This is a genomic window from Akkermansia sp. N21169 (assembly GCF_029854675.1).
GTDB lineage: Bacteria > Verrucomicrobiota > Verrucomicrobiia > Verrucomicrobiales > Akkermansiaceae > Akkermansia.
The window spans coordinates 26,829-41,029 of sequence record NZ_JARWNC010000036.1; the positions used below are offsets into that span (position 1 = coordinate 26,829).

Genomic DNA, 14,201 nt, shown 5'->3' on the forward strand with positions numbered 1-14,201 from the left:
GATCAGGCGTTCTGGTAAAGGGAGATGAGTTCGTCAGCCTTGTCCGGGGTCATGCGGGAGTGGAGCTTGTCGTTGACAAGGATGTTGGGGCCTTCTCCGCAGTTGGCTAGGCATTCTACGAATTCGATGCTCCATTTCCCATCGGGACTGACGGCAATGGGCGTCTCGTGCGTCATGGCTTTCCGGTCAATGGAAAGTTTGGAGCAGAGGACATCGACGAGTTCCTCTCCTCCGGACATTCCGCATGCCAGCGTTTTGCAGACCCGGAGATGGAATTTTCCGGGACACATTTGGCGAAGTCCGGGGTAGAAAGTGACGATGCCCAGAACGTGGGCGGGAGTCGAACCGATCTTGGCTGCAGTCCATGTCATGGCTTCACCGGAGATGTAGCCGAATTTTTTCTGGATGACGTGCAGGACGGGCAGGACGGCCGACTGGCTTTGGCCTTCGGGGTATTGAGCGATCAGGCGGTCTGCTTCGGCGTCAAGTTCCGGGGAAGGGGCAAACGGAGGATAATACTGTTCACCGGGAGAGGGCTGGTGGGCGATAGTTGCCTCAATGGCGTTCTCTGTATGTTCGGACATGGAATGAACGTGTTGAAGAGATGAAGGGTATGAAAGGAAGTGGATGGCGGGGAAAAATCAACGGTCACATTCGCCTTGCACGAAGTCGAACGAGCCGAGAATGGCCGGAATGTCGGAGACGAGGTGGCCGGGGATCAGTTTGGGCAGGATGGAAAGCGTGCAGAAGGAGGGGGAGCGCATGCGCAGACGGTTCGGTATGCCGCCTCCCTTCGAGTCGATCATGAAACCGAGTTCTCCCTTCGGGTTTTCGGCAGCGAAATAGACTTGGCCTGCCGGAGCGTTGACGCCTTCCGTCGTGGACATGAACTGGCGGATAAGTTCTTCCATGCCGGTAAGGACGCGGCGCTTTTCCGGCAGAGTGCCTTTTTGATCCACCATGTTGATGGGCCCCTGAGGCATGGTTTGAAGAACTTGCCGGATGATGCGGATGGATTGGCGGAGTTCTTCAAGGCGGCAGAGATAGCGGTCATAGCAGTCTCCGATTTCGCCGACCGGGACATCGAATTCGTAGTTTTCGTACCCGAGGTAGGGATTGAGTTTGCGGAGGTCCCGCTGGACGCCGCTGGCACGAAGGTGGATGCCGGTAAGGCCGTATCCGAGGGCATCCTGGCGTGAGATGATGCCGATGTCCTTCATGCGGTTCATGAAGATGTTGTTTTTGAGGAGGAGGTTGTCGGCCTCATCGAGTGTCTTGGAACATTCGTCGCAGAAGCGCAGGACTTCCTTGTCCATGCCTTCGGGCATGTCGTGGATCTGGCCTCCGATGCGTGTGAAGGACGAGGTGAAGCGGGCTCCGGTCAACTGTTCATAGAAGTTGTGTACTTTTTCACGCTCGTTGTACGTGTAGAGGAAGACGGTCATGGCACCGACGTCCATGGAGCCGACACCGACGTCCAAAAGGTGGGAACCGATACGCGAAAGTTCCAGAGCAAGAACGCGCAGGGCTTGGCCGCGTTCCGGGAGTTCCCAGCCGAGCAGTTTTTCTACGGCGCAGGCGTAGGCGATGTTGTTGGAAATGGGAGCCAGGTAATCGAAGCGGTCGGTGTAAGGGACAAACTGATTGTATTGAATGGTTTCACCGATTTTTTCTATGCCGCGATGAAGGTGTCCGATGACAGGATCGCAGGAGAGGACTTCTTCCCCGTCCAGTTCCAGGATCAAGCGCAGTACTCCGTGGGTGGCAGGGTGGGATGGCCCCATGTTCAGGGTTACTGTCTCTCCTAAAGTGTCAAGGGTTTCTGCAAGATAATCCGCGCCTGCCGTAGGATCGGGCATTACGAAAGTTTTGGTTCTCGTCTTCATGGGAATGGTCCGTGCCTGTCTGGATACAGGAGTGCTCAATGATTATGCTCACTGAGTCTACGGGAGCAAGTCAAATATCCTTTTTTTGAAGGAAGCGGAGTGAAAAAACGGTAGCAGAATGGGATGTCCGGGCATTTTCATGGAGGTCGCGAATGACCCCGGAGAGGCGGATTATATATTTATCTGTTAGAGACCGAGTCCTAGATCGCCCCGTTCCGAGTCGGCTTTTTCATCGTAGCGGATGCCTAGCAGGCAGATGTCGTCGGAGAGACTCGAACAGCCGGTAAATTTGGCTGCGCATTTGAGAGTGCTCAGGACAAAGTCGCGGATGCTTTGCGGATCCCTCTTTTCCAGATAGGAAATGACCCGGGCTGCGCCGAGTTCGTCGTCCTTGTCGTTGTGGGCTTCGGTGAGTCCGTCTGTATACAGAAGAAGGCGGCTTCCGGATTCAAGAGGAAGTTCAACACTGCTGTATTTGGAACCGTCAAGGATTCCCAAGGCAAGTCCCCGGGGAAGGGACAGTGTGCCCGCATGACCGTCTTGATGCATGAGAATCGGCATCGGGTGGCCGGCGGAGGACAGCGAAATGGTTTTCATCTGCAGGTCGATGTAAACATAGACGGCAGTTGCGAACATCGTGATGTTGGCATGGGAAAGGATTTTGGAAAGCTGATGATTCAAGGATTCCAGGAGCTGGTCCGGATGCATGGCCAAGTGGATCAGTTGTTCCATGATACCGCGCAGCATGGAGGCGATGAGGGCTGCCCGGATGCCGTGTCCCATGACATCGCAGACGATAGCTCCAACACCCGTTTCTCCAACGGGAAAAACATCGAACCAGTCTCCGGCAACGCCTTCGGACGGAGCGAAAATGTGGTGGAAGGTGAGTTTGCGCTGAATGTCCGATGCCTGGTAGCTGCGGGAGGGAATTTCGTATGGCAGCAGGGCCAGTTGGATTTCCCGGGCGAGGTCGACTTCTTTTTCCAGAGCATCGTTGCGTTCCTTGAGCAGTTGAGCCGTCTTTTTGATGGCCTGCTCGGCCCGGACGAGTTTGGTGACGTCGCTGGAGATGCCGACAAGTCCTTTCAATTGGCCGGAGCTGCCGTACCAGGGGAATTTGCTGACCATGCCCCATGTTTCCTTCCCGTCATTCCATGTTTCCTGATGGAGTCGTCCGATGATGGATTTGCCCGTTTCCATGATTTCTTTTTCTTCACGGCGTGAGATGTCACTCATGCTCTTGTCGAAAAAGTCTTTATCGGTTTTACCGATGACGTCGGCCGGGGTGGGGACTTGCAGTTTGCGGGCGGTAGCGGCATTGGCCATGACGAAACGCGAGTCCCTGTTTTTGACGTAGATGTTGTTGGGAATATGGTCGATCAGGGTACGGAACAGTTCGCGTTCTTCTTGAGCCCGGAGTTCAGAGGTCTTGCGTCGGGTGATGTCGACGAAGACCCCGACGAGTTCGATCGGTTTTCTGTGTTTATCGTACTTGGCCTTACCGTTGACACGAATCCACATCCAGCCGCTGGAACGGTTGTTGCGGATGCGGATTTCGATCCTCATGGGTATGATCGGATTGAGGCTTTCGAGGTAACGCCTTACTTCAAGGTCGAAGAATGCCCTGTCCTCTTCATAGACGACCTGGTCGGACTGAGTAAAAATGTTCGGTGCCAGTTCGTCACGACCGTACCCCATCATTTTGAGGCAGCGATCCGTGTAATGGATGTCGTTTTTCTCGATATTCCAGATAAAAAAACCTTCTTCCGCCGCTTCGAGAGCCAGGTTGACCTGATCCCAGGTGAAAACCTCTTGTCCGTGTTGATGGTGGGCGGGTAGATCCATAACGACTATAGATACGTTTATAAAACCCCAAATCAGTGTTGCATGCAAGGGGTAAACATCGGCGGATTGATTTTTTTTATGGATCCTGCTATATTGCACCTGTCATGTGTGAAGATATCCAGGGGAAGGTGCTCTACCGTTGTGTCCGATGCGGGGCTTGTTGCCGCTGGGAGGGGAATGTCTGTGTGGAGCCGGAGGAGATTGAGGCAATTGCCGGATTTTTGGGAATGGACGAAGATTTCTTCATTGAACAATACTGCCAATTGAGGGAAAACAGACAGGGGCTTTCCCTCAAGGATGGCCCCGACGGTGCTTGCATCATGCTGGAGCATAACGACTGCAAGATTAATCCGGTTAAGCCCGTTCAATGCCGCAATTTCCCCAATGGGTGGAATTTCCCGGGATGGAGGGACAGGTGCCGGGCTGTTCCGGATGAAAGATCACGAGAGAACAACGAGCCATGAACATGGGATACATGGATGCCCTTCATTCCTTCTTACTGGCATGGAAGGAGCCGATTACATTGATTCTCTTTATCAATACGTATCTATGGGTCGGTATTGGTCACGGGCGTTCCCTGCGGCTGGATCGTACGGGGTTTGCTTTGATCGGAGCCATTTCGATGATGGTGTTCGGTTGCATAACGTTTCCTGAGGCGATTCAAAGTATTGACTTCCATACTCTTGCACTTGTGTTTTCCCTGATGGTGATTTCGGCGCAGCTTCATTACTCGGGGTTTTACACCATGCTGGGCAGCAGGCTTTCTGCGTATATGGATCGTCCCGTTTTGTCGATGTTCATCCTGATGATGTGCGGGGCTGTGTTTTCTTCGTTCTTTAACAATACGATCATTGCCCTGGCTGTAGCGCCTGTACTGGTATCCGTTGCTCTGGCCAAGAAGTTGAATCCCTCTCCGTTTCTGATTGCTCTGTGCATGTGCAACAATGGAAGCATGACGATCATTGGCAATCCGCAGAACGTGTTTATCGGGGAATATGCCAAATTGTCTTTTCTGGATTATACGAAATTTGCCCTTGTTCCGGTGATGGCATGTGCTCTCGCTTGTTTTGGGATTTGCTGGCTGTTAGGACGTAAGAACTTCCAGCTACGGGAGGGTAGCCAGGCGGCCTTGCCGGAATTGGAGCATCCGTTCAGCATGCAGGGATCGGTCAAGGGATTGTCGGCAATGTTATTCTTGATTTTGGCTTTTATCCTGACGGACTGGGATCATGGAATTGTGGCCTTGTTTGTGGCGGGGATCATGCTTTGCAGCCATACGTGGTCGAGCCGTATTATTCTGGGGCGTGTGGATTGGCAGACAATTTTGCTTTTCATGGGCCTCTTCGTCATTATAGGAGCTTTCAATATCAATGACCTGGGAGGTCAAATGGTTGATTTGCTCCAGCATTGGAACGTGAATTTGGACGAGCCCATGACGATGATTCTGGCGGCAACCGGGCTAAGTAACCTGATTAACAACACGGCGGCCGTGATGTTACTCAGTCAGGTGACGGATTTGGCAGCCAATCCGCGTACGGCTTATGCTCTGGCTTTGTCCAATTCACTGACAGGCAATCTCATTCTTGTCGGCAGCCTGTCGAATTTGATTATGATCCAGACGGCGGAGCAAGCGGGACTGAGGATTTCTATGAGGAGATTCTTTATGTACGGCCTGCCTTGTACGGTTGCCTCCATCCTGATTCTGACAGGGTGGTTTTATGTGACGACTTGAACAAGACGCCGTTTTTCAGATACGCAGGAAACGTTCCAGATCACTTGCAAAGCCGGGGTAGGAGGTGGCGATGCAGTCTGTATTTTCCAGGATGGTTGTTCCTTTCGCCGAGAAACCGGCTACGAGGAAGCTCATGGCGATGCGGTGGTCGCCGAAACTGTCCAGACAGCATCCGGTGAGTGACGCGTTGCCGTGAATGACCATGCCGTCGTCGTATTCGTCTACGGCGGCTCCCATGGCTCGGAGGTTGGCGGCAGTGGTGGCAATCCGGTCCGTTTCCTTGACCCGGAGTTCCCGGGCGTTGCGGATGACGGTATCTCCGTCAGCCAGGGCGGCAGCTACGGCCAGAATGGGGATTTCGTCAATGAGATTGGGGATTTCTTCTCTGAGCAGTTCCGTTCCGTGGAGACGGCCTGTTCCTCGGATAGTGATGTCTCCGTAGGGTTCTCCTTCTTTCGGGGATGAGGTGGCGGAGACGGTGATGTCGGCTCCCATGCGGCGCAAGGCATGCAGGATTGCATCGCGTGTCGGGTTCAATCCCACATTGCGGAGGGTCAGTTCGGAATTCGGGCGCGTAGCGGCGGCGACCATCCAGAATGCGGCAGACGAGATGTCGGCCGGGACAGTCAGATCGCGGGCTTGTGGGGAAGCAGGACCGTGTACGGAAACGTCTAGCCCGTTGACGGTACAGGGGATATCGAAATGTCGGAAGAGGCGTTCCGTATGGTCCCGCGTCTGGGCGGGCTGATAGACGGTTGTGGTGCCATGGGCAAACATCCCAGCCAGAAGGATGGCGCTTTTTACCTGCGCGCTGGCCATAGGCAACGTATAATTGATGGGATGTACATGCCCGGCGTGGATGAATAGGGGGGCGCAGCCTTCCTTGGCGCCTTGAGCTTCGATATGGGCGCCCATGAGAGCAAGAGGAATCATGATCCGTCCCATTGGTCGGGAACAGAGGGAGGCGTCACCGAACATTTCGGAATCAAAGGGACAGGCGGCCAGCATGCCGGCCATCAGGCGCATGCCGGTACCGGAGTTTCCGCAGTCAATCGGCTGCATCGGCGGGACAGGGCGCATGCCGACGCCAGTGATGCGGAAGCGTGTAGGACCGTATCCTTCCCGGTTTTCAAGGACTTCGACACGAGCTCCGAGTTGTTCCATGGCTCGGAGCGTATTGAGGCAATCTTCACTGCATAAGTAGTTACTAATCTCGGTTGTGCCTTCTGCCAGACCTCCGAGGATGGCGGCGCGGTGGGAGATGCTTTTATCTCCGGGAACGAGAAGTTCTCCGGCCAGGGGAGCTGTACGGTGAGATTGCAGATTCATGGGATGCTGGGTGGACTATACAGGTAGGGCGGGAGGCAAATCAAGGTTTCATGTCCGCATCATGCGGGAGTTCTGCTGCGTCTGTCTTCGGCTTTGGCAGGGAGTGTTGCGGTTCGGGGGCGTTGGCAACACCTTCCAGGAAGATGATATCGGAACTGAAAAAATCCCTGGCGGAACGCCCTACGCGCAAAGTGTCCCGGTAGGAGACGGTACCCATCAGGGCGGCTCCGACACCCGGCAGGAAGCGGGTAATGCCTCGGCTGAGCAGTTTTTCCGTCATGGAGATACCCACCTTCTGGAGTATTTTCTGCATGAACTGGGTGGATGCATGGCGGACGAGGTATTTTTGTCCGACTTTGACGACGAGGGCGGACAAAGTGACCGAAAGCCCCTGCTTGAACAGACAGTAGGCCATGGATTCGTTTGTGAGGCTGGAGGTTTTACCGTACACGGAGGCAATGTCCGATACCATTTGCCTTTGGATTTGCCAGATGACGGCCAGTTCGGGAATGATCGTCAACAAACCGAGAGGTCCGGCTGGAAGCGTGAGCGTGGCCGAGGTGGCGGCGGCTTTAATACAGGCAGACTTAATGATGGCAGTTGCGCGTTCGTCCGGTGTGGGCGAGTGTAGTTCCCGGGAGACCGGGATACTGCCGAACAGCTCCAGCAACTTGGCCGTGATGGCGGCTGCAGAGTTTGCCCGGGTACGGGTATCCGCCTCAGTCTTGTGTGAATCGGGCATGTGTGTTTCAGGATGCCGTTGTATCCTGTTCGACGATCTGGCGGGCAAAACCGATAGAGGGTGTTCCCCATTCGACGATGTCGCCGGGTTGCAGGAATTGGGGAGGATCCATGCCGATGGCTACCCCGACGGGAGTACCGGTGGAGATGACGTCTCCCGGCAGGAGTGTCATGAAGCTGGAAACGTAAGAGACTAGCTCAGCCATGGGCATGATGAGCTGGTTCGTGTTGCCTGCCTGACGGGATTCTCCGTTGACTTTGAGGAAGATGGGAAGATTATCCGGATCAGTCAGTTCATCCGGAGTGACGAAGGTTGGGCCGAGAGGGGCGAAGGTGTCGTAGCTCTTGCCCTTGGTCCACTGTCCCCCGCGGTTGAGCTGAAGGTCGCGTTCTGAGTAATCGCACATCATCGTGTAGCCGGCGATAGCTTGGGCTGCCTGGATGGAATCCGCATTTTTGAGTTTCTCTCCGATGACGATGGCTAGTTCTACTTCATAATCAAGCCTGGAACATCCGGGGGGGATCAGGACGGGGGAAAAGGCTCCCGCTACGGCTGTTGTCGCTTTGAGGAAGATGGAGGGTTCCGTGGGGGCACTGCCGTCGAATTCCCGGGCATGGTCTGCATAGCTCTTTCCGAGGCAGACGACTTTTCCGGGACAGGGTACGGAGGGAGCCAGAGTGTAGAGGCTTTCGTCAATGAGAGTGGCTTCGTCGGCATGGTCGGCGATCCATTGGATCAATTGGCGTTTTTGTACAGCATCGGCGGCAAGGTAGGATGCGGCCAGAGCCGGTTTGCCGCAGGATGAGAAGTCGGCGTATCCGTTGCGTGACGACAGCCAGATGGCTGTGATAGATTCAGCATTCGGCGAGGCGATGGGAAAAAGGCATTTCCATTTCATAGGACAGAGAATTGACGGAAAAAGGGGTGATGTCTAGAGTAATTATTCAATCCCCTGCTTCGTTGACGGGACAAACGGAGCAGGGGCTTCACTCTACCAGCACTCGTTGGAAACGTGCGAAGGAAGGAAAAATTATCTCACATCGATTTCGATGTTGAGATTGCTGAGCCTTTTTTGAATTTCCGGAGGGACATTGGCTTTTTCCTCATCAGTGTTGTACGGGCCTTCGAATAGAAGCTTGCCGTTCGCGTCCGTAACGTAAAGTCTGGTTCCTCCCTGGGAGCTTGTCGTGATACGGATGGTGCCCTGGGCATCGGAAAAACTGGTCGTGGATGATGAAGACGAGCTGAAGTTCCCTTGCAGGGGGGCTCCCTGCGTATTGGGGAGGGCGTTGGGAGCCGGTGCCGGCATACCCATGCGCTGATTCATCAGGGAACGGAGCCGATCAATCCTGTCGAAGGGATTGTTGGCGCCCGTTCCGTTCATGAGGCGATCCATCATGTCGAATGCCTGGTTTATGTCATCCAGCGGTGAAGGGCCTCCCTGGAATGTTCTACGTCCGGCTCCGATGGCTCTATCGATATCGTTATGAAGAGTTCCGTCAGTAGAAAGATTCCCATGAGGATAATCGCCATAGAGGGATTTTTCCAGAGTGAGGGTGCAATCCTGTTGTTTTCCTCCGCGCAAGTATTGGATGTTGACCTTGTCCCCGGGATTTTTCCCAGCCACTGCTTCTTTGACCGATGCTACGCCTAGAATAGGGGTATCGCCTATTTTCAGGATGATATCGAGATCTTGGAGGCCTGCTTTTTGAGCCGGACCGCCCGGCTCCGTACTTTCTACGACGACACCGGGGTAGCCGCTCATGGCAAGCTGGGCGCGAACAATTTGCGGGACTTCACCAGGGATAATGCCCAGTCTGACTTGTCCCGCCTTTTGAGGTGCCGCTGTTTGGGGTGTCTGGGGAGTATCCTGCTTGGGGAGTATCCGGGTAGGGGCGGGAGCATTTCCCGGAGCGACCTGGACTCCTTGGGCTTGTGAAGAGGGACGATCAATAGCGGATGCTGTGGCAATGCAAAGCCCGCATCCTGCAGCAAGTAATTTGAGGTTATAGGAGTTCATGTTGTTGAAAAATTTGAATTAATAGGTTTCAACGGGAACAACGACTGTTCGGGATGACGGTACGGAGACGGAAATCCTGTTGCCGTTCTTATCGCGTAGTTCGATGGTGTCTTCAAAATCTACGCGAAACTGGCGTTCCGCGATCCCTTTTTCCTTATTCCAGTTGACACCTTGTGGGACAACTCGCACAGCCTGTCTGTTCAAATCACCTGTGGCAGCCATGGAGTTTTTTTCTGGTGAATTATAGAGAAAGGCCAGTATACCCATCGTCAGTGCCAGAAGGGCGGCTGCGGCATATGTCATCCGTCGCTTGAACGAAAAACCTGATTTTACAGGGATGACGGGAGCGTGGTCTTCCGGTATCCGTTTTTCGTCGGAGTGGTGGATGACAGGGCCAGCTGCTTCCTCCATGGCGAGAGTCCATTTCATGGACGGGATTTCTCCGGGGGAGGCCGGTTTCAACTGGCGGAGGCTGTCTTCCGTCGCTTCTTGGGAGGCGCGTGCCATCAGGAGCGCCCAGGAATGAATTTTATCCTGTGTGGGAATGCTGGGCCGGATCCCTTTTAGGGTTTCGACCAGTTCTTCTTCTTCCAGAGCGGAGAGACCGTTTCCGGGTGAAGATGCGGGGGCGAGTGGATGAGTCATCTTGATGCGGGAAATCGGTTAATATTGATAATCGTCTTTTTGTCCTGAAATAGCTTTGCGGAGCTGTTCCAAACCATATCGATAGCGGGAGGCAACCGTGTTCAGCGAAATGCCTAGAGTATCGGCTATTTGCTGGAAAGTTTGTTCTCCCCATATCTTGAGGATAATGACCTCGGAAAATTTACCGGGCAGTTTTTTCAATTGACGGTCCAGCAGGTTGCGTAGTTCGTCTTCTCCGGATTCGCTGCTGAACCAGGGATCGTTTAAGAGATCCGTTGTGTCGTCCGCACTGGTTTGTTCCCTCCGGGTGCGGCGGTCGTCCCGGCGGCTGAAGTCGATGGCAATACGGCGGATAGAGGTATAGACGAAAGGCAGCCAGGCTTCTCTTCCTCCGATGAACTCGCCCGATGCTTCTTTGCGAGCCAGCCGGACGAGTGCTTCCTGGACGATGTCTTCTGCGTCTTCCTGCGTGCGTGCCTGCTGTCTGGCAAAGAGGTAAATGCGGGCGGCATGTTCCTTGAGCCAGGCTTCCCAGTCCCGGGCACTGCCATTCTCGTATTCGTCATCCTGTGGAAGAGTGTTGTTCATAACCGGTTCCTTCTTGCGTAGCGTACCATCCGGCATTTTTTGTGTAAAAAATTTTCTATTGTTTTACAGGTAGTATGTACGAAACGAAAAAAACTGCCTCCCGGGTCAACGAGGGGCAGTTTTGCGAAAGAGTGAGGAGGAGCGTTTAGCCGATCCACTTCCATTCTTGCGTGATTTTGATGGAAGGATCCAACGCTTGTTTGACCGGGCAAGTCTGGGCGGATTGTTCCAGAGCCTGACGAGAGGGATGGTTGGAGGATAGGGGCATGGTAATCAACAGATTGAATCCCGTGATTTTCAAACCTTCTGTAACCGGCTGGGCTTCGATGCTCATTCCTTTGACGTCAATGTCTTTGCGCCCGGCGAGGTAAGATACCAAGCTCATCATACAGGAGGCAAGAGTTGCTCCCAGCAATTCGGCCGGAGCCGGATTATCCTCCAGCCCACCGAGATCCCGGTGCAGGTCGGTGGCGAATTTTTTGCCGGATGCAATATGGGTGGTCAGGCAACGGCCCTGGCCTTCATAAACGGTTTTCGTATTGTAATTCATGACGGGTGGTTACGGTTTGAATAAACCCCGGGATACGGGGATATATACATGAAGATTGGATTCCTTTCTCGGCAGGATCGTTGAATTAAAATAGGAATTATTTAGTTTTCCTGGCGAACTAGGGGCAATTTTTTCGTGAGAACCGGAGAGGCTGAGTCTGCGTGGATCCATGCAGGGGTACCGGTGAACGTACGGACGTAATACCACGATCCGCGTTTGGCTTGGAGGATGAGCGGCGTAGAAGGAGGCAGGGTCATTAGAGTGGGGCTGCTGGCATCGGCCGCATGGCGGGCCGGGGTGGCTTGCGTGACGATGAGCAGACTGGACGGGTTGACAGTTTCCGGAATGACCGGGTACATGGCTCTATTGGCAATGGCTGCCGCCATGGAGAGGCCTCCCAGAACGCACAATACGGTCAGGAGGATGACGTAGCGGTGATATAAAAGGAGCAGGACGAGGGCTGTGAGCAGGACGGCTCCGGAAAGGATGATGATCGGTGGCAGAGAGTGGTAGCCGACGAAGGTCAGCCATTCGGAGGCTTGGTCGTTGATGGGAAGGATGGCCCCTTCCTTACGTTCGATGAACTCGAGATTTTTACGGGCTTCCGTGAAGCCCGGGCAAATGTTGAGAGCTCTGTTGTAGGCGAGGGCGGCTTCTCCGGGCTTGTTCAATCTGTAGAGACTGTTGCCGAGGCCGTAGTAGTCGAGAGCCTTTTGACCTGGATATTGGTTCGGTTCGGTGACTGCATGGGCATATGCCTTGGCGGCTTCCGTGAATTCTCCTCGTTCGTAGAGGAGGTTGGGTGCTGCTTTCGTGTGGATAGGCGGGGCGGCCTGGACTTCTTGCATGGCAATGGGCAGAAGGAGACAGGTCAGCAGGAACACGACGGGGAGTTTGGCGAGGATTGTCCGGACATGTTTCACCATGGACTTGCGTTCAGCGTCGGAAATATTGTCGCTGGTGTCCTGGGGAAGGAAGGCAAGTTCGTCGCGCGTTGCGAGGATTTTCCGCAATGTTTCATCCTGTTTGGATTCGGGAATGTATGTTTCGATGAAGGAACCGATGGAACGCAGGAAAACCGGGGTGGATTCTTTGACGGGAATGGCCTTGAAGGCAGCCATGCGTTCGCGGGATTCTTCCGTCTGGAGGCGTTTTTTCCGGATGTACGATGCTCCGGCAAACGCGAGGATGAGTAGTACAGGCAAATAAGCGAGCAGGTACCACGAGGAGGAGTCCGGCGTCTTGAGGCTGGTGGCCATGGTGAGGGGAACGAGTCCGTAAATGTCGGTCATTTTGGCGACGGGGACATCTCCGGCAGGTGGAGGTGTTGCAGCGGCTGCCATGGAGGCGGGAACGAGATCAGGGGCAGTGGCTTTCCAGGGAAGTGGAATGGCCGGAGTGGAAATGAGTTCGTATTGTTGTGTTGAGGGATCGAAATAGACGAGTTCGAAAGGTGGTACGGCATCCGTTTCCGCTGTCGGACGAAGCAACTGCTGGAATGTGACGCTTCCGCTCAGGCTGCGGGCCTCATCATTGCCGATTTTGTTGGCGGGATAGAGTTTCCAGCGGGAGGGATCTTTGGGCTCCGGGGCACTGAGAGTGTTGATATTGCCGGTGCCGGAAATGGTGATTTGGACGGAGATGGGTTCATTGGCGCTGAGATCGCGGGCATCGGTCGTGGCTTTGATGGTGAATTGACCGACGGCGTTTTTGAATCCGGCGGGAGCTCCGGGAGGAAGGGGGCGGGCCTCAAAACTGAATTCCGGAATTTCCATGGGAATGGAAATCATGTTGCGCGTAAACTGGGCCAGGATAGGATCCGCAGAACTATCGAGGGCGAACATGGTTTCCGTGCCGCCGATTTTGACCTTGCCGCTACGGAGGGGGGTCAAGGCACTGTGGAAGGAACAGACTTTCCAGTCGTAACCGCTGATAAGGGCCGATCCGAATTGGAAGATGTTGATATTGGATGGCTGAGGTTCGAAACGCCAGGTGGCGAGGCCGTCTGCCTTAATGGATGGAAGTTGGTATTCAACGATGTCCGGCGGAACATAGAATTTCAGCTCAGTCATGGTAGGCTGGTTGACGTAGGGTGTCTGGTCGTCAATATGCCAGAGGGTACCGTACTGTCGGCGTCCTCCTGATTGGGGAATGGGAGTCCATTTAATGGCATCGAATGGATACACTTTGAGGGACTGGGGGGCTGTCTTGTAAATAGCTCCGTTGTTGCCTTTTAATTCGATGGAGGGAATGGTGACGATGCCTGGCTTGTCGGCAACAACTTCGAAGGCGACATAGTAAAAGGCGCGTTGGGAAGGGGAACCGTTCCATACCATATAGTTGCGGGCGGCAAACCGGACACTGGCCCCTTCTATCCTGCTGGTTGGCAACGGTTGCACCATCTCTCCGTTGGTCATGATGACAAGCATGAGCGTTTTCTCTCCCGGGACAACGGCTTGGGACGACCATTGCGTAATCACCTGAGTCCAGCCGGATAAAGCGAACCCCAATATGAGGATGATGATGGATAATAGTTTGTTCATGTTTGCTTGAGTAGTGATAAATTAATAATCCTTGTCCGGAGTGAAAATGTAGGGGTTTTGGGGAATAGGAGAACCTTTTTCTTGGTCTCGACGTTCAAACAGAATGCGGGCTGCTTCTTTCTTCTCCTGTTCTTCCTTGGATTCCTGTACCTGGGCTTGCTGAAGTTGCTGGTTTTGCTGTTCCGCACTTTGCTGTTGACCGGAGACGCTTTCCTTTTCCTCGTCTTTTTTTAAATCAATAGGATTGGGCGTTTTATTCTGAGGGTTGTTCTGATCCTTGTTCTGATCCTTGTTCTGATCCTTGTTCTGATCCTTGTTCTG

General features: G+C 53.9%; 13 protein-coding genes and 1 pseudogene. 2 read left to right on the forward strand and 12 right to left on the reverse strand.

Features of this window, described 5'->3' with window-relative positions:
- Positions 1 to 2: 2 nt before the first annotated feature.
- The 3 genes from QET40_RS05525 to QET40_RS05535 all read right to left on the reverse strand — a co-directional run bounded on the left by QET40_RS05525 (position 3) and on the right by QET40_RS05535 (position 3,731).
- Positions 3 to 584 carry an NAD(P)H-dependent oxidoreductase subunit E gene (locus tag QET40_RS05525; RefSeq protein WP_280126174.1) on the reverse strand — a complete coding sequence of 194 codons (582 nt, stop codon included), beginning with the start codon at positions 582 to 584 and terminating at the stop codon, positions 3 to 5.
- A 57-nt stretch (positions 585 to 641) separates the two neighbouring features.
- On the reverse strand, positions 642 to 1,886 hold the full coding sequence (gene nuoD / locus QET40_RS05530; protein WP_280126175.1) for an NADH dehydrogenase (quinone) subunit D: 1,245 nt from the start codon (positions 1,884 to 1,886) through the stop codon (positions 642 to 644).
- A 186-nt stretch (positions 1,887 to 2,072) separates the two neighbouring features.
- Positions 2,073 to 3,731 carry a SpoIIE family protein phosphatase gene (locus tag QET40_RS05535; protein ID WP_280126176.1) on the reverse strand — a complete coding sequence of 553 codons (1,659 nt, stop codon included), beginning with the start codon at positions 3,729 to 3,731 and terminating at the stop codon, positions 2,073 to 2,075.
- Positions 3,732 to 3,835: 104 nt separating this feature from the next.
- Between QET40_RS05535 and QET40_RS05540 the strand changes: the two genes are divergently transcribed.
- Together QET40_RS05540 and QET40_RS05545 are read left to right on the forward strand one after the other, a co-directional pair.
- Positions 3,836 to 4,195 (forward strand): YkgJ family cysteine cluster protein, encoded by a 360-nt coding sequence (locus QET40_RS05540; protein WP_280126177.1) that lies wholly within the window; start codon positions 3,836 to 3,838, stop codon positions 4,193 to 4,195.
- The gene (locus tag QET40_RS05545) at positions 4,192 to 5,463 is read left to right on the forward strand and encodes an SLC13 family permease (protein ID WP_280126178.1); all 1,272 of its coding nucleotides are present in this window, start codon (positions 4,192 to 4,194) and stop codon (positions 5,461 to 5,463) included. Before QET40_RS05540 ends, QET40_RS05545 begins: the two co-directional genes overlap by 4 nt.
- A gap of 15 nt (positions 5,464 to 5,478) precedes the next feature.
- Here QET40_RS05545 and aroA read toward each other — a convergent pair whose 3' ends face one another.
- The 9 genes and pseudogenes from aroA to QET40_RS05590 form a co-directional block, all read right to left on the reverse strand.
- Entirely contained in the window at positions 5,479 to 6,792 is a 1,314-nt protein-coding gene (gene aroA / locus QET40_RS05550; protein WP_280126179.1) for a 3-phosphoshikimate 1-carboxyvinyltransferase, read from the reverse strand.
- Between the two features lie 40 nt (positions 6,793 to 6,832).
- Positions 6,833 to 7,534, reverse strand: coding sequence for a hypothetical protein (locus QET40_RS05555; RefSeq protein ID WP_280126180.1), 702 nt, complete (start codon positions 7,532 to 7,534; stop codon positions 6,833 to 6,835).
- A gap of 7 nt (positions 7,535 to 7,541) precedes the next feature.
- Positions 7,542 to 8,432: a fumarylacetoacetate hydrolase family protein gene (locus QET40_RS05560; protein WP_280126181.1), complete on the reverse strand. Its 891-nt coding sequence runs from the start codon at positions 8,430 to 8,432 to the stop codon at positions 7,542 to 7,544.
- Between the two features lie 132 nt (positions 8,433 to 8,564).
- Positions 8,565 to 9,554: a PDZ domain-containing protein gene (locus QET40_RS05565; RefSeq protein WP_280126182.1), complete on the reverse strand. Its 990-nt coding sequence runs from the start codon at positions 9,552 to 9,554 to the stop codon at positions 8,565 to 8,567.
- 18 nt (positions 9,555 to 9,572) lie between these two features.
- Positions 9,573 to 10,199 (reverse strand): hypothetical protein, encoded by a 627-nt coding sequence (locus QET40_RS05570; RefSeq protein ID WP_280126183.1) that lies wholly within the window; start codon positions 10,197 to 10,199, stop codon positions 9,573 to 9,575.
- 18 nt (positions 10,200 to 10,217) lie between these two features.
- A complete protein-coding gene (locus QET40_RS05575; protein WP_280126184.1) occupies positions 10,218 to 10,787 on the reverse strand; it encodes an RNA polymerase sigma factor in 570 nt (189 codons plus the stop codon).
- Positions 10,788 to 10,932: 145 nt separating this feature from the next.
- Positions 10,933 to 11,337 carry an OsmC family protein gene (locus QET40_RS05580; protein WP_280126185.1) on the reverse strand — a complete coding sequence of 135 codons (405 nt, stop codon included), beginning with the start codon at positions 11,335 to 11,337 and terminating at the stop codon, positions 10,933 to 10,935.
- 101 nt (positions 11,338 to 11,438) lie between these two features.
- Entirely contained in the window at positions 11,439 to 13,880 is a 2,442-nt protein-coding gene (locus QET40_RS05585) for a tetratricopeptide repeat protein (RefSeq protein ID WP_280126186.1), read from the reverse strand.
- Between the two features lie 21 nt (positions 13,881 to 13,901).
- Positions 13,902 to 14,201 (reverse strand): annotated as a pseudogene (locus tag QET40_RS05590) (hypothetical protein); the annotation flags it as partial.

What these genes read in the sequence shown, in the direction of transcription:
- QET40_RS05525 (WP_280126174.1), bottom strand. Translation starts at nt 584, where the DNA reads ATGTCCGAACATACAGAGAACGCCATTGAGGCAACTATCGCCCACCAG.
- nuoD (WP_280126175.1), bottom strand. Translation starts at nt 1,886, where the DNA reads ATGAAGACGAGAACCAAAACTTTCGTAATGCCCGATCCTACGGCAGGC.
- QET40_RS05535 (WP_280126176.1), bottom strand. Translation starts at nt 3,731, where the DNA reads ATGGATCTACCCGCCCACCATCAACACGGACAAGAGGTTTTCACCTGG.
- QET40_RS05540 (WP_280126177.1), top strand. Translation starts at nt 3,836, where the DNA reads ATGTGTGAAGATATCCAGGGGAAGGTGCTCTACCGTTGTGTCCGATGC.
- QET40_RS05545 (WP_280126178.1), top strand. Translation starts at nt 4,192, where the DNA reads ATGAACATGGGATACATGGATGCCCTTCATTCCTTCTTACTGGCATGG.
- aroA (WP_280126179.1), bottom strand. Translation starts at nt 6,792, where the DNA reads ATGAATCTGCAATCTCACCGTACAGCTCCCCTGGCCGGAGAACTTCTC.
- QET40_RS05555 (WP_280126180.1), bottom strand. Translation starts at nt 7,534, where the DNA reads ATGCCCGATTCACACAAGACTGAGGCGGATACCCGTACCCGGGCAAAC.
- QET40_RS05560 (WP_280126181.1), bottom strand. Translation starts at nt 8,432, where the DNA reads ATGAAATGGAAATGCCTTTTTCCCATCGCCTCGCCGAATGCTGAATCT.
- QET40_RS05565 (WP_280126182.1), bottom strand. Translation starts at nt 9,554, where the DNA reads ATGAACTCCTATAACCTCAAATTACTTGCTGCAGGATGCGGGCTTTGC.
- QET40_RS05570 (WP_280126183.1), bottom strand. Translation starts at nt 10,199, where the DNA reads ATGACTCATCCACTCGCCCCCGCATCTTCACCCGGAAACGGTCTCTCC.
- QET40_RS05575 (WP_280126184.1), bottom strand. Translation starts at nt 10,787, where the DNA reads ATGAACAACACTCTTCCACAGGATGACGAATACGAGAATGGCAGTGCC.
- QET40_RS05580 (WP_280126185.1), bottom strand. Translation starts at nt 11,337, where the DNA reads ATGAATTACAATACGAAAACCGTTTATGAAGGCCAGGGCCGTTGCCTG.
- QET40_RS05585 (WP_280126186.1), bottom strand. Translation starts at nt 13,880, where the DNA reads ATGAACAAACTATTATCCATCATCATCCTCATATTGGGGTTCGCTTTA.